This is a genomic window from Mesorhizobium sp. LNHC232B00, assembly GCF_000502435.1.
GTDB classification, from domain to species: Bacteria; Pseudomonadota; Alphaproteobacteria; order Rhizobiales; family Rhizobiaceae; genus Mesorhizobium; species Mesorhizobium opportunistum.
The window spans coordinates 164,245-189,105 of record NZ_AYWP01000019.1; the positions used below are offsets into that span (position 1 = coordinate 164,245).

Sequence of the window (24,861 nt, forward strand, 5' to 3'; positions counted from 1 at the left end):
ATTCCGACGCCCGCCGGGCCGCCAAGTCTACCCGGTACGACCCTCGTCGGCAGCCTGTTTGGTGGTTGCAGTGTCCATCGTCGGCCTCTATATGCGGCGAGGCGCGATCGGGGTTTAATCGCGGGCATTACCGATCTCTTGATCTGGTTGAGGACACACAAAGCATATGAGTCGTCTCGAGAATTTCATCAGCAGGATGACCGCACAGCGTGACATTCTCGATTACGTCTGCCCCGAGGTGGCGAAGATGGAAGGGCTGGTGCTCGAGCTTGGCCTCGGCAATGGCCGGACGTTCCACCATCTGCGCGAACGCCTGCCCGGGCGCCGGATCGTGGTGTTTGACCGCGAAGTCGGCGCACACGCCAGCTCGATTCCCGAAGCTGAAAACCTCGTGCTCGGCGAAATACGGGAAACGGGCCGCAAGTTCATCGGCATCGAAGCCGCCCTTGTTCATGCCGACATCGGCACGGGTTATGATGATCGCGATGCAGTGACCGCTACCTGGCTTCCCGATCTGATTGCGAGCCTGCTTCGCGTTGGCGGCTTCGCGGTCAGTGGCACGCCGCTCGATCACCCGCTGCTGCAGCGCCTTCCGGCGCCGACGTCGGAGCCTGCCGATCGTTATTTCCTCTGCAAGCGCTTGTGAGCAGCCGAGAGCGCTTCACGGAACGCTGCTCCAGCTTCTTGTTTTAACGCAATTGCCAAGCGAAAGCGTAGCCATTCTCCCGGAAACCATTTCACGCTTGTCCAGGAGAATTGCTCTGAAATTCCTCAGGGGATTGTATATACCGCGATCTCCCGCTCAATGCCGCGCAGCGAGACTTCGTGAGGCACGGGCGTCAGCGCGTTCCTGCGCAACAGATCGGCGGTGAGATTGTCGTCGACCACCGCGCGGGTGGCGAAGATCGCCTGTGCGTTGGCGAGGTTCTGGACCCGTGAAGCAATGTTGACCGTCTGGCCAAAATAGTCCTGCCGCTCGTTCATGGACACGGCGATGCAAGGGCCGGCATGGACTCCGATCTTGAGCAGCAGATCCTCGCGGCCGCTTTTTTCATTGAGCCCACGCATAGCATCGCGCATCCTGAGGGCCGCGGCCACCGCACGATCAGGTGTCGCGAAGGTCGCCATCACCGCATCGCCGATCGTCTTCACCACCGCGCCCGCCTCGGCCGCGACGATCTCGTGCAGCACCTGGAAATGCTCGCGCACCAGATCGAAGGCTGACAGATCGCCCACCCGCTCGTAAAGCTCGGTCGATCCGCGCAGGTCGGTGAACAGGAAGGTCAGACTGGTGATCTTCAGCCGCTGGTTGATATCGAGCGTGTCCGTGCGATAGAGATCGCGAAACGTCTGGTTGGTGAGCAAGCGCTTGGCAGTCAGGAAGGGCCGGCGCTTGCCCAGGAAATCATGCAATGCGTGGCCTGCGATGAAGACCGTCGGCAGCACGCGGGTGTCGGTCCTGTTTTCCAGGGAAATGCGCAAAGGGCCTGGTTGCATCTCCAACGTCTGGTTCTGGACATGGTCGCGGTCGAAAACCAAGGAGAGGCTTCGGCGCTCCTTTGTTGGTTCGCCCTTAGCATCGATGAACTGCGCTGAATGCGTGACCGGCTCGAACACGATGACGAATTCAGGCGGAAGCTGTATGGGCAGAACCGCCTTTTCACCGGGCGCAAGCTCGATATCCTCCAGCGCGAACGCTTCCATCTTCTCCGCCAAATCTTCTTCCGGCAGATCGGCGCCGGACGCTAAGTAGATCTGGCGGAAATATTCCACCAACGGCAGTTCGTGTGGAGTGTGGGCGGCAATCTTGCGTATGCGTGGACTGACGGTGAATGTCACCTCGACCATCTCGTCGAGGGTTGGCGAATAGCCCTCGGAGCACAGCGCGCAGGTGTATTCGTCCTTCTGCATGGTTTTCAGCGTGGCGTTGGTGTCGAGCACGCCGCCGCAGCCGGGGCACAGAACATTCCAGGAGATGTCGAAGATGCCCACCCGCGCCGCATGCAGAAAGGCGCTGATGGTGCGTTCCTCGTCGACGCCATTCTTGCTGGCGAAGGCCAGCGCATTGATGCGGCAAAGCTCGCGGTCCTTGCCCTCGGCGATGGTTCGCCGGATCGCATCGATTGCCTGCGGATCGACATCGGTCGATTGCCGCAGAAGTGAGAACAGATCCTGAGCTTCGGTCATCGTGCAGGCTCCGGAAAATGCGCCCCGAGGCGTATTGGCCGGACCGGGCTTCGGTCCGCGCACCCCATCTTACGTCGAAAGGGATCGCACGGCCATTCGAATGGATAGATCTGATGACAGCTCAATTTGCATGCGGCGGATTTTCACCGGCCGCAAGGGGCGCTAGGGTGGGTGCATGGGGCATTCATCTTTGGGGCATTCTCCCGTGCCGACATCCGACAACCCGCCACTTCCCGCGGCGCTACGGCTTTTCTCGGCAGGGGTCATTATCGTCCTCATCGTCGGCGCCGGCCTGTTTTTCGCGCCTGCGCTGGTCAAGCCGCGCTGGCCCTGGCCCGTCACGCCGTTCAGTGCCCGCTTTCTCGGCGGCTTCTACACCGCCGAAATGGCAGTGATGGCGGCGCTCTTATTCTGGAATCGCTGGTCGCCGGGCAGGCTCGTGCTGGTAATGGCGTTCATCTTCACCCTCATAGTGTCGGCGGTTTCGTTGGTCAATCTCGGCTATTTCAACTTCGAGCGAAAAGCGGCCTGGCTCTGGTTTCTGGTCTATCTTGGTTCGGTCGCGATATCGGGGCTGTTCCTGTGGCGGGCCAGGGCCCGTCAGTCAGCAAATGGCGTGACCCCGAGCCCGGCATGGCGCAGCTACATGTTGGCGGAAACGGCGGTCCTTGGGCTCTATGGCTTGGGCATGTTGCTGTTTCCCGCTATGGTCAGCAGCACCTGGCCATGGACGGTCGATCCCTTTCACGCCCAGGTCTACAGCGCCATCTTCCTCGCCGGAGCTGGCGGCACCTACCTTATTTGGAAAAGCGCGCCGCGCGAAGAATTGCTGGTGCTAGGCTTGGCGCAATTTCTGGTCGGCCTGCTTTCCATCCTTGGCCTCGTCATCACCGACGGCGCGGTGCACCGGATCGACTGGACGGCGGCCGCTACATGGAGCTGGCTCGCCCTTTTCGGCTGGATCGGCATCAGCGGCGCCTTAAAACTCTACACCGCCTCTCGGTATTTTGGTTCGCAATCGACAGCATAGGCGGCAGAGACGGCTGGATTTTCAGGTGACGTCCGGTGCATCGTGTAGGGCCGATTGCATCGCCAGGAAAGCCATGACCAGCACGACCTCACCATCAGTGGAGAAAATCCAGCCGCAGCTCCGGGCCGTCCGGCCAGGCGATGCCGAGGCGCTTTGCGCCATCTTCAACATGCCAGGCTTTCGCTGGGGCACGCTCAGGATGCCGTTCGAGATGGTGGAGCAGGTTGAGCGGCGCATCGCCAAGTCCGGCCAGGAAACCACCTGGATCGTTGCCGAGCTGGACGGCAAGGTCGTCGGCCATGGCAGCCTGGTCGCGCAGGGTTCGCCGCGCCGTTCGCATATCGGCGAAATCAATATCGGCCTTGATGATGGCTTTGTCGGCAGGGGCATCGGCTCGGCCATACTTGGCGCGCTGCTTGACGTGGCCGACAACTGGCGCGCCCTGAAGCGGGTCGAATTGAGCGTCTATGCCGACAACGAACCGGCCATCCGCCTCTACACAAGCCACGGCTTCGAGGTCGAGGGACGGCATGTGAAAGCCGGTTTTACCGACGGGCAGTACCACGACCTCCTGAGCATGGCCCGGCTGCGGTTCTAAGATCCGCTTTTATCAACGTGCCGGCGACGCGAGCGCGGTCGACAGCAGGTATCCTCGGAGTGCCGGGACAGCGACAACACGCATCTGAGGCTCATTGCATCATCTCTCACGACCCAGTTTATGGCGTTGACGTAGACAATTCGTGCCGGATCCGCTCTCACTTGGCGTTTGCCCCGCAAGCGGTTAGACGGGACCGATGACCGACGTCTGTGATCCAACCCCTGCGCCTCCGGCGGAAATTCTGGCTGTGCTGTCGCTGCTCTGCCCGGAAGTCGTGCGTGACATCGAGCAGAACTGGAATGCGCCGGTTTCCGACTACGCCCGCCATCTGTGGCGCCCGGTGGCAAGGCCCGTATCGGTCCCGGCGATCGCTGCCCGCTCGATGCTGCGCGAAGTCCTGCATCAGCGCCTCGGTGTAACTATGCAGCCTGAGGAGATCGGCAAGGCCCTCGATGATTTCGAGTACAGACCGGTGATCCAGTCCGGTCTGCACTGCCTGCTTCTGATGGATCGGATCACCTTCGATTCCCTCCTGTTTGCCTGGCTCGGCGCGGTCGAAAACGAGCTGTCAGCCTTCGTCGGCTTCATGGGAACGACGATGACCATGGAGACAATTGGCCGGGAGGGGCCCGGATGGCTCCATGTCGGGGACGACAAGGTCAACCTGTTTGGCATGGGGCGCCACAAGCTGTGCCGCAAAAGCGCCTGCGCGGCCGGTCCCGTCTCCCTCAACAAGCGCGCGCTCGAAGCGGTGGGCGATGAAACGGATGCCAGCCGCTGGCTAGGTACACTGCTTGCTCACCAGGATAAGGTCTTTGGAACCGCCGCCGATGCCATAATAGCGCTGAACGACGATCTGGTCGCCAATTGGGATCGCTCCGGCATGGCTCTGCCGGTTTTCATCGATGATCGGCTCGCCGCGGCTGCCGTGGCGCGGCATCTACGACATGACGGCAGCCTTCTTTCCAGGCTGCTCATCGAACCCGCAAGACGCCGGCGCCTCGAACATGCCTTGCAAGAGGCGGCATCGGGTCCATTCGGCAGGTTCCTCCCCAATGCCACGGACTATTTCTGGGGCATCCGCGAGGAGCGCGTGCGCAAGCTCGTTCTTGAGAACGGGAAGCTGATCGAGCCTGACAAGCCGCATGGTCTTTCCATCCCGTTCGAGCGGCCACATCTTAGGCAGGCGCTGCTGGACGGCGTGCTGCTGCCGAATTTGTTCCTGACGTTCCTGGTTCTCGCCATCTTGCCGCGGGTGCGGGTTGTCGGCGGCCTGAGACAGATTGGCTATGTAGCGCTTTTCCACTCGATCCTCCTAGCTGCGTTGGACGAAACCGCATCGGAAGAGCGTGATCTGGCTGCGGAGCTGCAGGTAAGGGAAAATGCTTGGGGCACCCGGGTCATCGATGAAAAGATTTCGGTCCGCGAGCAGCTTGCCGGCCTGCCGGAAGGGGCGCTCTTCGCGGACCTGCTCCGGCAATACCGTTCGCGGACATTTGCCGAGGCCACCGACAACCTGAAACTGATTCGCGAAAACGCGCGATGGCGCAAGATCGGCCAAGCCTACAGCGTCTGATCCCGCCGCATGGTCTCACCTGTCATTGCTCTATACCGGCCTTGCGGAGCCCCTCCACCATGAGTTCGAAATCGGCAGGGTTCTTGTAGGGCAGGACTTTGCGACGGTATTCCAGCGAATAGTCAGGATTGACGCGAAGCACCTCCTGCCATGCCGCCTGGGCCTCGGCGAAACGGCCCAGATGGCCGTAGCTGGCGGCCAGAAGCGCCCGCGAGACGTCGGTGACAGCGTTGCGAGCCAGCCGTTGCATCAAGAGGTCAGCGGCCTCTTCGTACCTTCCAAGTTGAAACAAGGCCAAAGCCTGAAAGTGGAGAAGCACATCCGGGAAATATGGATTCAAGGTTTTCCCCCGGGCAAAACTCTCGACGGCGTCTTCGGATCTGCCGGAATAGTACAACGCCTCGCCGAGGGCAACGTGCGCTTCGGCGAAGTTCGGATTGAGGACTAGCGCGCGCTCGGCCTCGTCGATGGCCCCATCGTGTCGCCGTGTGTACAGCTTGACAATAGCAAGCGCCCAGTGCGCCCAGGGATCGCTGCCATCCAGCATTACCGCTCGCGTTGCGGCCTCTTCCGCTTGCGTCATCGATTCCGGGGGCGACGCACCCCACCGGTTCAGGTAATCGATGCCGTGGGTAAGGGCCAGGAATGCGTGGGCAGAGGCAAATTTCGCGTCAAGTTCGATGGCACGTTGCAAGAGGTCGCGAGCCGCGACGTTCGTCTCCCTCGTCAGCCGGTGCCACAGCTCCCTGCCCCGCAGGAAATAGTCATACGCCTCCGTGTTGCGCGGGTGCTCGGTAGCCAGCCGCTGCCGATCACCCGCGGTCAGATTAAGCGCCAGCGCGCCGACGATCTGTTGCGTCACGTCGTCCTGCACGGCGAATATGTCGGTCAGGTCGCGATCGAACCGCTCCGCCCAAAGATGGCCGCCCGAGGTTGCGTCGATGAGCTGCGCGGTGATGCGGACCCGGTTCCCCGACTTGCGTACGCTACCCTCAAGAACATACCGCACGCCGAGTTTCGTGCCCACCTCCTGCACACCGACGTTCTGGCCCTTGAAGGTGAACGACGAATTGCGTGCGATGACGAAGAGCTGCGACAGTTTGGACAGGGCCGTGATGATATCCTCGGAGATGCCGTCGGCGAAGTAGTCCTGTTCGGCGTCACCGCTCATGTTGGCGAACGGCAGCACGGCGATCGACAGCTTCGGCGGCACTGCCGCAGCCGGCCGGCTAGTTGCGCTTTCCGGGATGGCGGTCCCGGCGCTGCCAACTTGGAGCGAATAGACCCGGATCGGCTCGGCGATGTTCTTGAGCTGTGTGCTGCCGAGATCGCTGACGGAGAGGTCGAGCCTGGCCTTGACCTGGCGATAGGCATCCTCGGACAGGCAGATGGCGCCGGCCGCCGCGAGTCCCTCCAAACGCGAGGCGATGTTGACGCCGTCGCCCATCAGGTCGCCGTCGCTTTCTTCGACCACATCTCCCAGATGGATGCCGATCCTGAACTCGATACGGCGGTCTTGCGGCACGCCGGCATTGCGCTCAACCATACCATTCTGAACCTCTATGGCGCATCGCACGGCATCCACCACACTGCGGAACTCAACCAGCGCCCCATCGCCAGTGCGCTTGATCACCCGGCCGTGGTGCACTGCGATGATCGGATCGATCAGGTCGCTGCGCAGTGCCCGCAACCTCGCCAATGTACGATCTTCGTCCGCGCTCGCGAGCCGGCTATATCCGACCACATCCGCAGCTAGAATTGCGGCTAGCTTACGATTCTCGCTCAAGGGTCCGTCTCCTTATCTTCACGATAGCAGGAAGACCGAACCAAGAGGGAACTTTCGCAACCGACAGCCACGCAGAACCCAATTGGCTGCGCGCTGTCACAGGTCCCACCCGATCGCCCGATGTCCATTTGCGCTGCCGCTTGCCCATCGACGGCTATGGGTTCATGCTTGTGAATACACGGGCCGGGAAATGCGTAGGGAGAACACGCCGTCACGGCCCCTAGTGAGGTCTGGCTCGATGGACTGCGCAGGCTGCGGTTTCGAGGTTGAGGGCGGTTACGCTTTCTGTCCGAGGTGTGGCAAGCGCCAGCCCGTGCCATGCGCCAGTTGCGGTTATCCCTGCGCATCTGATTTCGGGTTCTGTCCGAAATGTGGGGCAAGTGTCGGTGTGCCCGCAAAAGCCGTCGAACGGCTTGCTCCGACACCAAGCCGAACCATTGTGCCGCCCTCTCGAACTCCGTCGCTGCTTCCGAACATTGATAACGACGAACGGCTGCAGCCCATCTCTGACGCCGATCGCCGGACGGTAACCGTCCTCTTTGCCGACCTTTGCGGCTTCACGACACTCAGCGAGCAGCTCGACCCCGAGGTCATGCAAACCCTGCAGAACGAGCTGTTCAAGGAATTGACGGCGGCGGTGCGAAATTTTGGTGGTTTCGTCGACAAATTCATCGGCGATGCACTGCTCGCTTTATTCGGTGCACCGGTCGCGCATGAGGACGATCCGGAGCGTGCGCTTCGCGCCGCTCTCGACATGATCGCCCGGACGGCGCGGCTCGGCGAAAGCACCTCTCACTCCGGCTCGCCTCTATTACTTCATATTGGCATAAACACTGGCCCCGTCGTTACTGGACGATTAGGCATCGGCACCGCCAAATCCTATTCGGTGACCGGCGACACCGTGAATACAGCACAACGCCTGCAATCGCTGGCCGCACCGGGTGAAGTGCTGGTAGGCGAACTCACTCACAGGCTGACCCGGCATGCCTTCTCTTACGAGTCGATGGGTGATGTCGTGCTTCGCGGCAAGGCTGGCAGTGTGCTCGTCCATCGATTGGATGCACCGCTTGCGGTGCCGCGTGCAGCGCGTGGGCTCGAGGCGCTCGGCCTCAGCGCGCCGATGATAGGTCGTGCTGCGGAGCTCGACAGAATGCTGGCGAGCCTTGACCGGGCGTGCGGCGGCACGGCCCAACTTGTCCGCCTCGTCGGAGAAGCCGGTATCGGGAAATCGCGGCTGGTGAAGGAGTTCGTCGCCCGTGTCGGCGACGAGGACCGTTTTCGCAACGTCGCCGTGCGACAGACCACGTGCTCACCACTGGGCGAACAATCATTTGGCGCCTTGGGCGCAGTGGTGCGCAGTGCTGCCGGGATGATGCAAAACGACGATGGGGACGATATGCGGGGGAAGCTTTCAGGCTTGCTTGCCGATCTCGGCCTGCAGGGCGAGGAGGCGAAGCGGCTGATGCCTTTGCTCTACCATGTGGTTGGGCTTGGCGACCCGGATGCCACCTTGCAGCATGTCGAACCCGAGCAGCTCCGGCGGCAAATTTTCTACGCGGTCCGCACCATCATCGAACGGCGGCTTGCGTTGTCGCCGCTGTTGATTGTCGTCGAAGACCTGCACTGGGCCGACGCCGTTTCGCTCGAGGCACTACGTTTCGTGATGGACAGGTTGGAACGCACGCGGTTAATGGTGCTAGTCACGCATCGCTCGGCACCGGAGAGCGGCCAGCTCGACTCAAGTCGGGTCAGTCACACGGCGCTCAGGCTTTCACCGCTCAACAGCGATGAAGGACGCAGCCTGCTGGCGGCGCTTTTCGGCGAGAGCTGGGTAAGCTCCGCAACAGGGCTCGTCGATCAGATCCTCGACCGAGCGGGTGGCAACCCTCTTTTTGTCGAGGAGATTGTTCGCGGCCTTGTTGATCGCGGTGTACTGGTGCGCGAGGGGCAGCGATGGCGGACCGTAGCAGGCGAAGTCGCAACCGACATTCCCGCCACAGTCCAGGCAATGTTGCTCACTCGCTTCGACCGGCTGCCACAAGAAGTGCGCCGGTTGGCCCAGGAAGCCGCGGTAATCGGGCCGCGCTTCGATGCCACCCTTCTGAGGACCGTGACAGCCGACCCCGCCTGGCTAGAAGCCGGCTGCGAACTGCTTTGCGATGCGGAAATCATCGAGGAAGTTGCCGGATCAGGCTCTGTCTCGTCGCAAAGCTACCGCTTTACGCAAACCTTGCTGCAGGACGTGATCTACCAGAATCTGCTCCGGCAACGCCGGACCGAAATCCACGGGCGGATAGGTGCTGCCTTGGAGCAACTGTGCGGCGATAATCCGGAACGGCTCGAGGACTTGACCGTGCTCGGTCACCAGTTCGCACAAAGCGCCGAGCGGGAGAAGGGCGCGCACTACCTGCAGGCGGCCGGCGATCGCGCCCGCATGATATACGCCAACGACGACGCCCTTCGTTTCTACGAGCGAGCATTGACTGCGTTGGAGGCGACCGGGCAAACACCGCTCAAACTTACAATTACCGAGCGCATTGCCGATTTGAGCGGCTCGGCGGGCCGCCGCGAGATCGCGCACCACCACTACGAGGCGGCCTTGCAGGCATACCGTGAGTCGGCTGATCGCGTAGCCTCTGCCCGCGTTCTGCGTAAAATCGGTCGGCTGCTCTGGGACGTCGGCAAGCGGGACAAAGCAGAATTCCGCTACGCTGAAGCGGCAGCGCTCCTCGATGGAGCGGATGCTCCGGTCGAGCAGGCGCATCTCTGGCAAGAACGTGGCCGACAAGCGTTCCGTAGCGGAGATCACGATCTCGCGGCAAAATGGGCAGACGCGGCGTTGGATTGCGTACGCACTCTGACAGCAGAGCATGTTTCCGAGGTGGGGCGCGGTGCCACTCTCGTAACCGCCGAGGCACTTAATACGAAGGCTGTCGCGCTGGCTCGCCTTGGGCGAAACTGTGAAGCCGTGCGTCAGGTCGAGCATAGCATTGAATTGGCCGAAGCCGCCGGTCTGCTGGGCACGGCCTGTCGCGGCTATACCAATCTAGGTGTGCTTTACACGACCATCGATCCCGCACGGGCGATGGAGGTCTGTCGACGCGGTCTTGAAGTCGCGCGCCATATTGGGGATTTGGGCTTCCAGGCGCGCCTCCTCGCCAATCTGGCGGTGGCTTGTTGTACTTTCACCGATCGCTGTCCAACGGAGGGCGTGCCTGCTGCCGAAAAGGCCATCGAGATCGACCGGGCACTCGACCAGCGCGAGCACCTGGCGGTGCCGTTGATCGTGCTTGGGCAGATTCACCAGTGCAACGGCCATCCGGAACTGGCCGTCGGCTTGTTCCACGAAGCACTGGACGTCGCCCGCGAAACGGGCGAGCCCCAACTGCTGTTTCCGTGCTATGATGGTCTAGCAACGCTTAATCTCGACCTCGACAATCTGGCGGAGGCCGAACGCTACTTTTCCCTGGCGCAGGGTATATGCGCCCAGCACGGGCTCGACCCGGAAGCGCTTGTGGTGCTGCCTTTTCTCGACTAGCCGGGATAGGGGGTTGGACATGTCCGCGCCTAGTGAATTGCTACCGCTTCAACCGGGCGACCGGGCGCCGAACCTGGTACTCGACGCCATTACCCAGGAAGGCAAGATTGCGCTTGACGACTTTCGCGGGCAAAAACCGGTGCTGGTCGGCCTGTTTCGAGGTTTGCATTGTGCGTTTTGCCGGCGCCACATCGCCGCCCAGGCGCGGCTTGACCCGGAGCTGCGCGAAAGGGGCGTGGAGAGCCTGACGGTGGTCAACACGCCGATCGAACGGGCGCGTCTCTATTTCCGCTACCACCCGATGCCGAACCTGCTTGCGGCCTCGGACCCGGAACGCGCTTCACATCGTGCTTTTGGGCTGCCTAATCTCCAATTCACCGAGAACGAGACGAACTGGCCGTACAAGGTCGCGATGGCAGCGGCACAGGATATGCGGGTCGACATACCTGGCGAATTGCCCGGTCCCATGGATCCTATGACAGCCGCCGCAATCCTCGACAAGAAGGACCACTACGAGCTTACCGAAGCCGACGAGCAGATGATCGCAACGGGACATGGACAACTGGTCGGTCAGTTCCTGCTGGACCGGCAGGGGATCGTCCGCTGGAGCTTCACGGAGGTGCCAGAAGGTGGGCGATACATGTTTGGGGCGCCAAACCCGCAAGAGCTGATGTCAGCCGTGTCCCAAGTCGCCCAATAGACCGTCGGCGGTCACCATCGGGTCAAACTTCGCGTTACAGCTTGGGCTTGAGATGAATGAGCCCAGGATCGGCACTGCTGCGCGGCAATCAGGCCGGGAGCCGCCACATTCTCACACGACCTGTACCACGCAATTCCGTTTCCTCGAGTGGGTCGCAAGCAAAATTTGGCCCAAGCATTTGGCGAGTTGCATCCGAAATGCGGATTTCATCGGGCTCCGCGGAGGTTTGAATACGCGAGGCGAGATTAACCGTCTCGCCCCACAAATCATAGGCGAACCGCCTCTTGCCTATGACGCCGGCGACGATTGGCCCTGAGTGAATTCCAATTCTGAGTCTCAGCGGTTCTCCTGCGAAGCGTTCGCGCTTGACCGCCTTACGCAGCTCAAGTGCATAGCGCGCGAGTGCCTTCGCATGATCGGCTCGCGCGGTGGGCAGGCCAGCGACCACCATCACACAATCGCCGATTGTCTTGATCTTTTCGCAGCCATATCGTTCCGAGAGCCGATCCGCCGTCTTGAAGAAGTAATTTAAAATTGCGAGTGTCGTTACGGCTCCGACGCTCCGCGCTCGTTCTGTAAAACCGACTATGTCGGCAAAAAGCACACTCACTTCTGCGTGGTTGTCAGCAATTTTTTTGTGCGCCTTCAGCCGCTCCGCGATCGACGCCGGAAGTATGTTGAGGAGCAGGGTTTCGGCGCGATGGTATTCACGCGCCAATCCTTCCTGGCTCTTCCTCAACGCCTCGTTCGTCGATTGTAATTCCTTGTTGAGTTGACGCTCCCTCTCTTGCAAGAGGGTCATTTCATAAGCCTTTTGTTGAAGCCGCTGCCTATTGTCGCGTTCGGCAGTGGCGTCAAGAAAGAGCAGCCACACGCAGGCATTGTCAGCAAAAAAATGAAGGTCAGCGACACGCCCGCTGGGCAGTTCGACCATGGCAATGTGAAACGGAAGCTCCGGGCAAGGCAGCAAACCTTCCATGAATTCAAGCTGCTCGGCAACAGGCTCGCCAATGCGAAGCGATGAGAGCCCGTAATGCTCAACATTACCGCCCTTCGCAGCCACGCAAAGCTGAGTGTCGATTTTCAGATAAGCGACGGAGTTCCCATTGTAGAAGAAGTTGAAAATCCAACTGCTGACTTCTTTTGGCAATCCATGCATGATCTACTTGGTTACCATCAAAGCAAGTTGACGAAATGCATCATCGACATTCTCACCCGAGAGCGCACTCGTCAGATAGATTTGCCATCCACGCTGCCTGAGTTCGTTGATATCACTCTCCGATATTGCCCACCGATCGGCCAGGTCGGATTTGTTGATCAGCACTACGAACGGCATTGCGCCGAATTCAGCCTCGGCCCGTTCGCGCAGCGTGAGCGCCACGGCAAGCGTCGCAGCGCGGGTCCCATCGACGACTAGCACAAGCCCGGTTGCACCTCGAACATAGCTGACGCGGAATGAGCCGATGTCGTCTTCGCCGGCCAAGTCCCACAAAATCAGATCGACCGTTTTATCCGGGAGTGCGACATTCTTCTTGTCGATTTTCACTCCCACCGTGGTCAGGTAGGTTTCTGAAAAGATGCTTTGCACAAACCTGCGAACCAGGCTCGTCTTTCCGACAGCGAACCCGCCCAGCATGCAGATCTTTTTTTGCACCATCTTGGGCTCCCCTAGTCCAGGTTTACCGTAATCGAAACCCGGCGATTGGTGGAGCTCCCGGCTTGACTATTTTCAGGCACCAGCGGCTCAAAAGTGCCCGCGCCCCGAACCAGCAGCAGTTCCGGAGCGACGCCGCGTTTGTTGAGAAGCGCGCGAACGGTCTCGGCGCGGGCTGCACTGATCGACGCGTTGGCCGTCTCACGGCCTGTGGCGTCCGAATGCCCGGTCAACATGAAACGCGCTGCTACGCCTGACTTGCGGGCATTTTGGGCGAATTCCTTGATTTGATCCGCCAGCCTGTCGAGAACCGGCAGTTGCTCTGGTCCCGGCACAACTTTGCCGGAAGAGAAGAAAATATCAGTCGTCTGGATGGCCTCTCTCAAATAATTAAGTTCTTCGAGGTTCAACTCGCGCAGTTGCGAGACATCCAGAACCACTCCGTCCGCCGAAAGCTGTTCGGCAGCGGCCTGCGCCCGGTTGATCCAGGCGACAGGAGCCTCCCCCACGACTAGGATGCGACCTTGGATGATCGAAAGCTGAACCGATTTCGGCGGGGACAGCGACGCCGTCAGCCGCTTCACCACGAACTTTGGATCGAGGCTCTGAAAGAATTGCCACTGTGAGTGAACGCGGGCAGGATCAATCTGCGTTCCGGACAGCAGAGCTTGCGGGTCGGCGGCAAGCGGGTCTCTCAGGCCGGAAATGTAGAATTGGCCGCCCCTAACCGTTTGCTGAGCGACGATGATTCCCGATTGGGCCTCGAGTCGCGACACATAATACTGCCAGTGCTCCGCCTCGCGTGCTTCTGGGCTCACATCACGAACCTTGGAGATGTCGAATTCCGGTCCGCCTACCGAAAGCTGTCGGGCCGCGGCGCGCGCCCGATCTATCCAAGTGTCGGGAGCCTCACCCTCGGCAACAATGCGATTATCGACGATCGAAAGCCGAACCGATTTCAGCGGATACAGCGACGCCGTCAGCCGCTTCACCACGAACTTTGGATCAAGGCTCTGAAAGAATTGCCACTGTGAGTGAACGCGGGCAGGATCAACCTGCGTTCCCGACAGCAGAGCTCGCGGGTCGGCGGCAAGCGGGTCTCTCAGGCCGGCAATATAGAATTGGCCATCGCGTATCTTTTGTTCGGCAACGATGATGCCCGGCTGGCTCTCAAGTCGCGACACATAGGCTTGCCAGCGTTCTGCCGCGCGTGCTTCGGGGCTCACATCACGAACCTTGGAGATGTCGAATTCCGGTCCGCCTACTGAAAGCTGTCGGGCCGCGGCGCGCGCCCGATCTATCCAAGTGTCGGGAGCCTCACCCTCGGCAACGATGNACCGAAAGCTGTCGGGCCGCGGCGCGCGCCCGATCTATCCAAGTGTCGGGAGCCTCACCCTCGGCAACGATGCGCCCATCGACGATGGCAAGCCGTACTGACTCCGGCGGAGCCAGCGACGCCGTCAGCCGCTTCAACACGAACTCCGGTTCAAGGCTCTGATAGAATTGCCACTGCGAATGGACCCTGCCGGGATCGACCTGCGTTCCCGACAGCAGGGCTTGCGGGTCGGCGGCAAGCGGGTCTCTCAGGCCGGCAATATAGAATTGGCCATCGCGTATGTTTTGTTCGGCAACGATGATGCCCGGCTGGCTCTCCAGTCGCGACACATAAGCCTGCCAGCGCTGCCCGGATTGCCATGAAAGAAAGAACCAACCGCCTGCCAGAACCAACAGCAGCAGGCCCAGGCCCACCACCAGCCACGGAAATCCCTGGTTTGATTCCTCCTGCTTCAGCTCGACGCAGGCCTGCAACTGCGCCTCTATGCCGGCCAACTGCGACCCGTCACCGTCAAACTCCATTAAAGCCTGCGAGTATTCCTCATGGACACGGAGCAACACGTCGCGAACTATGTCATGCAATCCTTCTGGGGGGTTTCCTCGGATCACCGAAACCAGGGTCGCGAACGGTCCTACTTCTGACCAGAGACGAAGGTCGCCAAAACGAATAGTGTCCAGGCCGCTCTGCTCCTTCTCGTTGAATGAGTCCTTCACAAAGTCTTGGATTGCACTCAGCATAGAAGAGATCAGTTGAGGATCTTCGCTCGTCGCATTGTCGGCAGCTACATGCGCTATCAAGAGCCCAGAAGTGCGGTTAATCAGAAAGACATGTTCAACACGATATAAAAGAGAATGCTTCAGCACAACTTCCGAAAAGCTGGCTCCAGTTCTCCAAGATTCAAGTCTCCACTTGAGGCCATGCCAGGTAAATATATGTCTCAAGGTTTCATTCAGCGACTGAAAAGTCTGGTCGATCTTTTCCCCGATTGACTTGCGAATTGCTGGAAGAAACACAGGGTATAATATATCCGTCAGCGTGCGCGGGCTCTTCTGGATCGACCGTTGCACAGCCCTTTCGACAGCCGGCGCAAGCGCCTCACCGAGTTGCGCATGAGGCGCTCGTGCGGCTGCATTGGGAAGCACGTCGCCCACTGCTGCGGCAAGCTGCTCCGGTTCGTCGAGCAGATGCGTAACTCGTGAAAGCTCTGAAATTTCGCGGCTGACCAGCAACTGGCGCAGCGTTTCCATGCGAGGATCGGCGGTTGGAACTCCTCCGAGACGCGCACGGTAGTCCGGATCAACGTTCCGAGCAATTTCGATCAAAAGACGGGCCAGAGCCTCGCGATCAATCTCTGTATCGTTCGAGGCTGTTCTTTGCGGAAGGCTGATTGGGTCGACGGTCGACGTCAAATCCGATCAACTCACTTTCCAGCTACGGTCCGAGTTGTTCTTGCTGCCGACGGGATCCTGATTCAGACATTTTGCAACTTCGACAAACAGGCCGGCCAAAAGATTTCGGTCGGTCTTGACGTTGCCGAGATCGGAAAACATTTTCTCCATCAGCATCTGAATGCCTTCATTCTTTTGCTTGATTTCCTCACGCAGCAAATGATCGTTTCGATTTATCCGGTCGGCAATTTCGCGCTCAAGCTCGTTCACTTGATCCGACAACGCGCGCACCTGCTTTTCAAGCGCTTGATTTTGCTCGCGAAGATTCCGGTCAATCTCCTTGTCGGCGTCGGCTCGCGCGTCTTTTTCGTTCCGCAATTGCGCCGCAAGCGAGTCGACCTGCTTTTTCGCGTTTGACTCGTACATTTCAAGATTGCGCTTGGCCTCGGATTCGACATCCTTGAAGCGCTGCAAGACCCGTTCTTCAAGCTTGGAAAAGCGGCGATCATAGTCCTGCATCTGGTTGCCGAACAGCAGATCACGTATCTTGTCGACACCTACAGCATCGCCGGGGGTCCCGCTCTCGCGAGCCTGGCCCGCCATGAAGGCGAGCCCGTTTGCGTCTGCATTACTTGTCAGATTTCCGTCCGCTTTATTTGCCGGAGAAGCGGTACTCGAAGATTCCTTGGCCATCCGTATACCCTTCATTTAAACAGCTAACACCGTGCTAATTTAGCAACTAGTAAAGATGTCAGCAAAACACCCGGCTCGCAAGCCGGAATCTTTTCCGCCTAAGCGGGTTCACGCGTAAATTTGACATGCTGATCGAGCTCGACAATCTACCAGCGAACAGGCCCTTTTGCGGAACCATGTGCGCAAATTGGCGGCCGTCGTCGAGCACTGCGGCATCGAGATCGAGTGCCTTGGACCCATCATCAGCAACTGCGGCGCTCGACTGCGGTTCCGATCAGTTCGATCAGGATCGGCTTGCCCTCGCGTGTTCGCCCGCGACCATCTTTTGTTGCCGGGAGGCGCAGCACTAAGGCTTGGGCATGAGCGCTTGCCATTCAAGCCTGTCTTCAGGTCTTTTTTTGCTACCCTAATTGGCCCCGATCTTGACAGGGCAGTGCTGTCATCCGATGCCGGTATCGGGTTTCGACATTCGCCAACTCTTGCAGAAGAAAACGAAAGCTCAATGATCCACAATAATGCTACCGCAAGGGTGTGGTGCCGATGTTCAATGTCGAGCAAAACAGCGGCGCAATGCATGCCGGCATTCACCGGCAGACCTGCCGGATACTGGGTATAGTCATGGTCGACGTTGGGCTCGAATGGATCGGCATCGATCGTGCCGGCCTGCGCCGACAAAGATCAACGCAGCTTGTTCTACCTGTTACGAACCGGCGCGGGTGAGACAACGTGGCGTATAATCCATTGGTCTCGATCGTAGTTCCTGCGCACAACGCGGAGGTAACGCTGACGCGCGCACTCGATTGCCTTCTCGATCAGGAAACCACGGATTGGGAGGTGATCATCGTCGACGACGCCTCCACGGACCGCACCCCCGCGATCATCGCCGCTTATGTGGAACAGGATGCCCGATTTCGGACCTTGAGTTCTTGCGCGAAAAGCCCCGCCGGCGCACGCAACAACGGGATTTCGACGGCGCGTGGCCGCTGGTTGATGTTCCTGGACGCCGACGACTGGGTGGATGGCAGCTTCCTTACGAAAATGCTGGCCGCACTAAAAACCGCTCCCGATGCAGTGGCCGCTTATTGCGGTTCGCGGCGCGTCATGCCCAATGGAGCGCTCACCCCGGCGAGCATCGCGCCCGAGGTCGCAAGCCAGCCCTTCGAAACGTTCGCCCGCCGATGTGCCATCGCCACTCACGCGCTGCTGGTCGATCGCGCGACAGTTGTGGAGTTGGGCGGTTTTGATGTGTCTCTTTCCACCTGCGAGGGCTGGGATCTGTGGCAGCGCGTCGCGCGTCTGGGCAAAAATTGGGTGATGGTCGACGAGCCGCTCGCCTTCTATCGAACCAGCCCCAACGCGCTCACCCGCAATTCGAGGCAGACGCTGGCAGACGCGGAAATCATTATCGCCCGCGGCTTTGCCACCGACCCCAGGGTCAAGCACCCAGCGCCGGCGCATGCCAATGGGGCGATCTCGGCGGGCGGCCGCACCGCTTCCGAAGCACTGGCGTGGTTCGCCCTGTGGAACGCTGCGTCGGATTGCGGCAGCGGCGGCGGCTCGATCAACCCGCAATCCCTGCGCGCGCTCCCTGCAAGGCGTAAGTGGGCGCGCGAGATCGCCAAGGTGACCTTCGACGGCCTGATGGTAGGAAGCCTATCGGTGCCAGCCCATATGGCTGCCCGCTGGGACATGTTTGGCGGCGCCATCACGGAGTTGATCATCGAACTCGGCAAGGTCTGGGGCGACCCGGTTGCGGGTCGCCGCCTACAGTATCATCTCGAGCAGATGCTGCTCGATGCCGACGATCTTGCCGCTCCTCGCAGGCTGGCGCGCACCTTCGGAATTCGCGTCGACGCTCGAAATCCAACCTCGACCAAGCTTCCGGAAGGAATCGATCAAATCTATGCCTACCTGATGATGGATGGGCAGATCGGGGCTATCGTACAGTTCGGCGTACTCGGGAAAGTGACAAGGCGCCATTGGATTGAACTGATCCTGAATTTCCTACCACAAAAGGACGACGGTGCCGACACATCAAGCACGCTGGCAGCCGAGGCACTGTCAACCACAGCGGAACGCCAGCCTGATCCGGACAGCCACTTCGGCAAACTCGCGCAATTGATCTCGGAAGCGCGGGAACTGGTTGGGTCAAGCGCCGAAGCAACGCAGCCGCATCCGGCGCCGCGCCGTGCACCGGCGTCGAGTGGCCACAACAAGGATCGTACGTCGTTCTGGAACCGGTATTTCGCGACAGAGGATCCCTGGAACTACAGCTCGCCCTACGAACAGGAAAAATATGAGCGGCAGCTCGAAATGCTGCCGGCAGGTCCCATCGGACGGGCGCTTGAGCTGGCCTGTGCGGAAGGCCATTTCACGGGCCAATTGGCGCCCCGAGTGGGCCATTTGACTGCCACCGACATTTCCGCCGTAGCCATCGAGCGGGCGCGCGCGCGCTGCATCGACCAACCGAATGTCGAGTTCGGCGTACTGGATTTTTTTGCGGACACGCTGCCCAGTGAGATGGATCTGATCGTCTGTTCGGAAGTGCTCTACTACCTGGATGATCTCGCCGGATTGCGGCGCATCGCCAAAAAATTCGTCGAGGCACTGGCGCCTGGCGGGAGTTTCATCAACGCACACGCATTCGTGCTACGCGACAATATTGAAAGGACGGGCTTCGACTGGAACACATTCGGTGCCCAAACGATCTCGAAAACCCTGTCAGAGACCGAAGGCCTCGTCCTTGCGCAATCGATCCAGACCGAACTCTATCGCATAGATCGCTTCCGCCGCCTGTCGCCGGACCACATGGCGACGGAGCCGGTGATTGATCATGTGCCGGTCCGTGCACCCATCGGTATCGGGGTCGCGCGCAATATCGTCTGGGGCGGGGCGCGGGTCTTGCGCCGCGACGTCGTTCGTGGCGAGCGGCGGCAACGTATCCCTGTCCTCATGTATCACAGCGTCGCCGATGAAGGTCCGGCCGCGCTCGCCCGTTTCCGGCTCACGCCCGCTGCATTCGCAAGCCAGATGGCATGGCTGCGCGCAAATGGCTTTCACGCGATCATGTCCGAGCAACTGGAATGGTCCATCGCCAACCATGAGCCTTTCGCTGGCCGCCCGGTGCTCATCACCTTCGATGACGGATTCCAGAACTTTGCCGACCATGCCTGGCCGATCTTGCGTGCGCACGACCTGACCGCGGAAGTGTTCCTGGTCACGGACCTGGTGGGTGAAAGTGCAAAGTGGGACGCTCTCAGCGGTCCGCCGACACCGCTTATGGATGCGGGAACGGTGCGCCGTCTCGCCGCCGAAGGTGCGTTCTTCGGAAGCCATCTGGCGACGCATCGCGCCATCGATGGTCTGTCGAGCTCTGAACTGGCCGCCGAGCTCCTGCGCTCTCGTATGTTCGTCGAACGGTGGACCGGCCGGCCAACCACGGCCTTCGCGGCACCCTTCTCTGTCACCGATCGACGGCTTGGCAGGCTGGCCAAGGAGTCCGGCTATCGGATCGGCTTCGGCGCCAGACACGGGCCGGCGGACCTTAATAGCGATCCCATCGACCTTCCGCGCATCGAGATTCGTGGGGATCGCTCGCTCGATGACTTTGTTGCCATCGTCGAGGCCGTTCTCAATTGAAGGTGAACTTTGTTCATGTCATATTTCCGCTCACAATGCGCAAGATCGACAGACGCCAGGTAGAGGGTGATGCGACTGTCTATCGCGCTGGAGGGAATAGACGCACACGGTCACGCTTTTGGCTGCCACGATTGGGTCGGCGATGCTCAAGGCGGCATACGTTCTGCTCTACCAGAAGCCCCGGTGAGGCCCAGCGTCCTGAATTGCGGATCACATCACTGATTTGCGCGACCAGACCCTACGCAATGGTCTAGCTTGAACGATGGCGTCTTGCGCCACAACATCCCCTTCTTCAACGTAGGAGCAATGGCGGGCATAGATGTTGTTGCTTGCCGATTTGACCGGAAGGTTAACAGCATGATGCGTCTCATCACTCGACGATTGGGAGCCAGGAACCTGGCGCGCCCGGCACAACCTCGCCGACACCTTGGCGCGATGTTCGTCCTGGTTTCCAGGCCGCTCATCTTTGGAATCACCCTCTTATTGGCTGGTCCAGCGCAGGCGCAGGCGCCGGCAACCGTCCCGCCTGAAAGGGTCAAGCAGCTATTCGAGCTGCTCGACGATGCGTCAGTGAAGGCCTGGGTGGCCGAACAGCGAAATGCTGGGTCAACGAGAGCGCCTGCGGAGACAGGAGCTTCTCCGGCCGACGCACCGTCCGGCGCAGCGACCGCACCAGGCCAGATGAATACGATGGCATCCTCGACGCTCGATATGGTCAGGCATCATATCGGAAGAATCGTGCGAACTTTGCCCCTGCTGCCAGATCAGTTCGCGCGCGTTCGGGCAGAGACGATGGAGGATATGTCCAGCAAGGGATCTGCCGGCGTACTCTTGCTGATTGCGATGTTCATCGCTGCCGGCCTGGCGCTTACTTGGGCAACGTACAAGTTGACCCGTCCATTTCGTCTCTGGATCATCGCGCAACCGAAGGGTACGCCCGTTGGGCGGGCCAAGAAAATCGGCGGTCGCACACTTTATTCCAGCATGCTGATCGTCTCGTTTGCACTGGGCAGCGCTGGCGCGTTCATGCTGTTCGACTGGCCAATGCTTATCCGCGAGATTGTACTGACATTTCTGATGGCGGCAGTCATTACATGGGGTGTGCGCATGTACGTCATCGCCATGCTGGTCCCTTCCTTCATGAACGTCGAGAACGCGGTCGAGGTTCGCGCTTTGCCGATCACCAATGAAGTGGCTGACCATTGGTCCTATTGGCTACCTCGAATCGTTGGCGTCTTCGCCTTCTTCGCCGCCGCGTTCATCCTCTTGCCAGGTCTCGGCATCGATCGGGACGGAATGATGGTCCTGTCGCTTGGCGCCGATTTCGTGCTGCTATTGCTTTTGCTGCTGGCCATCTGGCGTCGGCCAAGAACGCAACGAGACGGTGCGCGCCACAGCGTTCACACGGAAGCGACATGGCTATTGACGGCTTATTTGGTCGTCCTGTTCCTGCAGCGCATCGCCGGGCTTTATGTAATGTTCTGGTTCACCTTCGCCGCATTCTTCCTGCCGTTGGCGATCGTTATGACGCAGCGCGGAGTTAATTTCGTCCTGCGGCCAGGTTCGGAAGATCTCGGCCGGCCTACGATCCCGGCGGTGGCGATCGCTGTCATCGATCGCGGGATCCGAATGATTTTTATCCTGGCGGCGGCTTACTTTCTCGCGCGTGTCTGGGGTCTGGACATGCAATCGATGCGCGACAGCGATACGACGACCTTCATATTGCGCGGCCTGATCAATGTTGTGGTCATTGCCCTCGCGGCCGATTTCGGCTGGTCGATCATCAAAGCCTTGATCGAACGAAAGCTGGGCATCGAAACACCACACCCTGTGATCAGCGACGAAGAGGTCCCTATGCTCGATCCGCAGCAGGCGCGGCTGCACACGCTGTTGCCGATCCTTCAGAACATTCTGCTCGCATCGATCATCGTGATGGCGGTGCTTATGATGCTCGCCTCGCTGGGTATCCAAATCGGCCCGCTGATCGCTGGCGCTGGCGTTGTCGGCGTCGCGGTGGGCTTTGGGGCACAAACCATCGTCAAGGACATCATTTCGGGCGTGTTTTTTCTGCTCGACGACGCGTTTCGGGTCGGCGAATATATCTCCTCGGGCAATTACAAGGGTACTGTGGAAAGCTTTTCGCTGCGTTCGGTGAAGCTGCGTCATCATCGTGGTCCACTGTTCACCATACCTTTTGGGGAACTCGGGGCCGTCCAGAACCAGAGCCGTGACTGGGTTATCGACAAATTCAACATCACCGTCGGCTATGACACCGATATCGACTTCGCTCGCAAGCTGATCAAGCGGATCGGCCTCGAATTGGCGGAAGATCCCGAGTTCAAACACTGGGTGCTCGACCCGATCAAAATGCAGGGCGTACAGGAATTCGGCGAGTACGGCATCGTATTGAGGGTCAAGGCCACAACGAGGCCGGGAGGCGCCTTCGGTATGAAACGCAAATTCTATGTACGCCTCCGCCAGGTGTTCAAGGAGCAGGGCATCGAACTCCCATTCCCGACCGTCCAGGTGCAGGGGCTACAGAATCCACACGGGGCAGAGAATGCGCCGGTGGACATCACACCCGTGTTAAAAATGGCCGCAGCGCAATCGCACACACGTCGCAGAAAAAAGGCTAGCACAACGGAATAGGAAAGAGCGCCCGTCAACGAATCGACGTCGGAGATCCCCACTAAGCGGCAAGGTTCGTGCGCGCCTCGCCGCCGGCAACACTGTCTCCACAGTGGTGCGCGAGCCGATGTCATGGCGTACACGAGTTCGGTCGACGGAGCGCCGTGACCCGGCCGAGACATCGCGACGAGGTTTGCAGGTGGTCGCTTATATGGCATCCCACGAATGGATTGTGACGCGCCAAAACTTGTGATCACCGTATCGTCTTGGCAGTGCGCAGGGGGCTAGATTACTACCGCATAGCGCAGAACGGAAATCCGATAAGAGTCGATCCAGAAGAATGGGGAAATCATGGGGCGACGCCAGCGCTCTGCGCAAAACGGCTATTGAGGCTGGATTCTCCAAGCCCCTTTTGCTAGCCAAACAGGATGAGCACCCGATTGCCGCCCGCATGGGCAAAGCACCTCAGGACCCCACCGTCGCCGAAGTCGGCATCACCGAAGGCTGCGTCATCCAAAGCGCGGTCCCACCGCAGCCACGCCGACGACTTGCTTTTACGGCAGGCGCTCGAGTGGCAGCAGGCCGAACGTCTATCCGAGGCTGAAGAACTGTGCCACAGGGTCCTGGCTCGCACGCCCAACCATCCGCTGGCCCTGTATATCCTGGGAACGCTCGGGCTCGATTTCGATGACGAAAAGTCACTGCGGTATTTCGCTCGGGCGGTGGCAGAGGATCCGCAGAATCCTTATTACCATCTAAGCCTCGGCGAGACCTATTTGAAGGTCAGCGAATTTACGCCGGCGATCAAGCACTTTCAGTACGCCCTTGAGTTGAAGCCGGATCTGGTGGAGGCGCTTTGCGCCTTGGGCGATGCCTACAATGCGTTTGACAAGGGGGAAATGGCGCTGCCGCTCTTTGAGAAGGCGCTTAGGATTGACCGAAATCATCCCGTAGCCTGGTTGGGGTTGCCCCGCGCGCTCGCAAGCCTCGGCCGTATGGACGAAGCCGCGGTTCATCTGAAAGAGGCGATACAACGGCGCATCGCGGTACCTGCTGCCCACAATGCGCTTGTACGCACGCGCAAATTCGCTGAAGAGCCGCCAGAACTCGGGGCAATCCTGACGGAGCTTCAAGACGCGGGCCATGGGCCGGAGGGAGCGGCAGCGCTCCATCACGCCGTAGGAAAGGTTCTCAACGACCTCGGCCGCTATAAGGAGGCGATGGATCACTTTAAGAAGGGGAATCAAGCCGGGGGCCATACATTCGATCTGCAATCGTACCGTCGCTGGGTCGATGGCATGATCGCAACCTTCACGCCGGAACTGGTGACTTCAAGAGCCGCGTTCGGCAATCCCTCGGAGGCGCCTGTATTCGTCGTTGGCATGCCTCGTTCGGGCACGACATTGACAGAACAGATCTGTGCCAGCCACTCCAATGTTCATGGCGCCGGCGAACTCAGCAAACTTAGGCGAACAGCCAATGGACTCGGTGTCGCAGACCGCTCCAACGTGAACCTCGGCCAATCGATCGCGATGATTACTCCCAATCTGACCAGGGCTTTGGCCGAAGAGCACCTTGCTTATCTGCGCGAGCGGGCTCCCGACTCACTGCGAATTATTGACAAGATGCCTCATAATTTCGAGCTGATTGGCTTGGTTGGCCTTCTTTTCCCCAAAGCGCGGATCATTCATTGTCGTCGCGACGCCATCGACAATTGCATCTCCTGTTTCGTCCTGCAGTTCAATAAAGCTCACAGCTACAGTGCCGATCTTGAGACGCTGGGGCTTTACTACAAGGAGTATGATCGCTTGATGCGGCATTGGGAGAAGGTTTTCCCGGGTCGTATTTTCGAAAATCGCTACGAGACGTTGATCGAAAATCAGGAGGAGCAGTCACGCCGGCTCATAGATTATCTCGGATTGTCGTGGGACGATGCCTGCCTGCGCTTTTTTGACAGGGGCGGCTCCGTAAATACCTACAGCAATTGGCAGGTCCGGCAGCCGATCTATACGTCGTCCGTCAAGCGTTGGAAGAATTACGAAAGCGAGATTCAGCCGTTGATCGAAGCTTTGGGCGATCTTGCTGAGGTTTGACCGGTAATGCCTGAT

General features: G+C 59.7%; 15 protein-coding genes. 9 read left to right on the top strand and 6 right to left on the bottom strand.

The features are described 5' to 3' along the window. The first annotated feature begins 166 nt into the window (after positions 1-166). Positions 167-646, top strand: coding sequence for a class I SAM-dependent methyltransferase (locus tag X743_RS147475; RefSeq protein WP_023767398.1), 480 nt, complete (start codon positions 167-169; stop codon positions 644-646). Positions 647-771: 125 nt separating this feature from the next. Here X743_RS147475 and X743_RS147470 read toward each other — a convergent pair whose 3' ends face one another. Then, the gene (locus X743_RS147470; protein WP_023767399.1) at positions 772-2,187 is read right to left on the bottom strand and encodes an adenylate/guanylate cyclase domain-containing protein; all 1,416 of its coding nucleotides are present in this window, start codon (positions 2,185-2,187) and stop codon (positions 772-774) included. Between the two features lie 205 nt (positions 2,188-2,392). On the opposite strand from X743_RS147470, the gene X743_RS147465 reads away from it, so the two are divergent. From X743_RS147465 to X743_RS147455, 3 genes are all read left to right on the top strand, one after another. After that, a complete protein-coding gene (locus X743_RS147465) occupies positions 2,393-3,217 on the top strand; it encodes a hypothetical protein (protein WP_023767400.1) in 825 nt (274 codons plus the stop codon). A 73-nt stretch (positions 3,218-3,290) separates the two neighbouring features. Next, on the top strand, positions 3,291-3,815 hold the full coding sequence (locus X743_RS147460; protein ID WP_031258070.1) for a GNAT family N-acetyltransferase: 525 nt from the start codon (positions 3,291-3,293) through the stop codon (positions 3,813-3,815). Between the two features lie 196 nt (positions 3,816-4,011). Continuing rightward, positions 4,012-5,391: a hypothetical protein gene (locus X743_RS147455; RefSeq protein WP_023767402.1), complete on the top strand. Its 1,380-nt coding sequence runs from the start codon at positions 4,012-4,014 to the stop codon at positions 5,389-5,391. 22 nt (positions 5,392-5,413) lie between these two features. Here the strand turns inward: X743_RS147455 and X743_RS147450 are convergent, their stop codons facing one another. After that, on the bottom strand, positions 5,414-7,177 hold the full coding sequence (locus tag X743_RS147450) for an adenylate/guanylate cyclase domain-containing protein (RefSeq protein ID WP_031258071.1): 1,764 nt from the start codon (positions 7,175-7,177) through the stop codon (positions 5,414-5,416). Between the two features lie 238 nt (positions 7,178-7,415). Here X743_RS147450 and X743_RS147445 point away from each other — a divergent pair, with 238 nt between their 5' ends. Continuing rightward, positions 7,416-10,715, top strand: coding sequence for an adenylate/guanylate cyclase domain-containing protein (locus X743_RS147445; RefSeq protein ID WP_031258072.1), 3,300 nt, complete (start codon positions 7,416-7,418; stop codon positions 10,713-10,715). A gap of 19 nt (positions 10,716-10,734) precedes the next feature. Further along, positions 10,735-11,415: a redoxin domain-containing protein gene (locus tag X743_RS147440; protein ID WP_023767405.1), complete on the top strand. Its 681-nt coding sequence runs from the start codon at positions 10,735-10,737 to the stop codon at positions 11,413-11,415. Positions 11,416-11,503: 88 nt separating this feature from the next. On the opposite strand, the gene X743_RS147435 is transcribed toward X743_RS147440, so the two are convergent. The 4 genes from X743_RS147435 to X743_RS147425 form a co-directional block, all read right to left on the bottom strand. Further along, on the bottom strand, positions 11,504-12,574 hold the full coding sequence (locus X743_RS147435) for an adenylate/guanylate cyclase domain-containing protein (RefSeq protein ID WP_023767406.1): 1,071 nt from the start codon (positions 12,572-12,574) through the stop codon (positions 11,504-11,506). Positions 12,575-12,577: 3 nt separating this feature from the next. Next, positions 12,578-13,072: a Rab family GTPase gene (locus X743_RS147430; RefSeq protein ID WP_023767407.1), complete on the bottom strand. Its 495-nt coding sequence runs from the start codon at positions 13,070-13,072 to the stop codon at positions 12,578-12,580. Between the two features lie 11 nt (positions 13,073-13,083). Next, positions 13,084-14,295: an OmpA family protein gene (locus X743_RS1000000173540; RefSeq protein ID WP_023767408.1), complete on the bottom strand. Its 1,212-nt coding sequence runs from the start codon at positions 14,293-14,295 to the stop codon at positions 13,084-13,086. 1,525 nt (positions 14,296-15,820) lie between these two features. Next, positions 15,821-16,486 (bottom strand): hypothetical protein, encoded by a 666-nt coding sequence (locus tag X743_RS147425; RefSeq protein WP_031249829.1) that lies wholly within the window; start codon positions 16,484-16,486, stop codon positions 15,821-15,823. A gap of 726 nt (positions 16,487-17,212) precedes the next feature. Between X743_RS147425 and X743_RS147420 the strand changes: the two genes are divergently transcribed. The 3 genes from X743_RS147420 to X743_RS147410 all read left to right on the top strand — a co-directional run bounded on the left by X743_RS147420 (position 17,213) and on the right by X743_RS147410 (position 24,846). Then, positions 17,213-20,125, top strand: a complete 2,913-nt coding sequence (locus tag X743_RS147420; RefSeq protein WP_031258073.1) for a glycosyltransferase — start codon at positions 17,213-17,215, stop codon at positions 20,123-20,125. 270 nt (positions 20,126-20,395) lie between these two features. After that, on the top strand, positions 20,396-22,774 hold the full coding sequence (locus X743_RS147415) for a mechanosensitive ion channel family protein (protein WP_245264276.1): 2,379 nt from the start codon (positions 20,396-20,398) through the stop codon (positions 22,772-22,774). A gap of 407 nt (positions 22,775-23,181) precedes the next feature. Continuing rightward, positions 23,182-24,846: a sulfotransferase gene (locus X743_RS147410; protein WP_031258074.1), complete on the top strand. Its 1,665-nt coding sequence runs from the start codon at positions 23,182-23,184 to the stop codon at positions 24,844-24,846. Positions 24,847-24,861: the final 15 nt, after the last annotated feature.

Excerpts from the sequence above, each read along its gene's own strand:
- X743_RS147425 (WP_031249829.1), bottom strand. The coding sequence starts at position 16,486 with ATGGCCAAGGAATCTTCGAGTACCGCTTCTCCGGCAAATAAAGCGGAC.
- X743_RS147470 (WP_023767399.1), bottom strand. The coding sequence starts at position 2,187 with ATGACCGAAGCTCAGGATCTGTTCTCACTTCTGCGGCAATCGACCGAT.
- X743_RS147440 (WP_023767405.1), top strand. The coding sequence starts at position 10,735 with ATGTCCGCGCCTAGTGAATTGCTACCGCTTCAACCGGGCGACCGGGCG.
- X743_RS147460 (WP_031258070.1), top strand. The coding sequence starts at position 3,291 with ATGACCAGCACGACCTCACCATCAGTGGAGAAAATCCAGCCGCAGCTC.
- X743_RS147430 (WP_023767407.1), bottom strand. The coding sequence starts at position 13,072 with ATGGTGCAAAAAAAGATCTGCATGCTGGGCGGGTTCGCTGTCGGAAAG.
- X743_RS147410 (WP_031258074.1), top strand. The coding sequence starts at position 23,182 with ATGAGCACCCGATTGCCGCCCGCATGGGCAAAGCACCTCAGGACCCCA.
- X743_RS147435 (WP_023767406.1), bottom strand. The coding sequence starts at position 12,574 with ATGCATGGATTGCCAAAAGAAGTCAGCAGTTGGATTTTCAACTTCTTC.
- X743_RS147475 (WP_023767398.1), top strand. The coding sequence starts at position 167 with ATGAGTCGTCTCGAGAATTTCATCAGCAGGATGACCGCACAGCGTGAC.
- X743_RS147445 (WP_031258072.1), top strand. The coding sequence starts at position 7,416 with ATGGACTGCGCAGGCTGCGGTTTCGAGGTTGAGGGCGGTTACGCTTTC.
- X743_RS147455 (WP_023767402.1), top strand. The coding sequence starts at position 4,012 with ATGACCGACGTCTGTGATCCAACCCCTGCGCCTCCGGCGGAAATTCTG.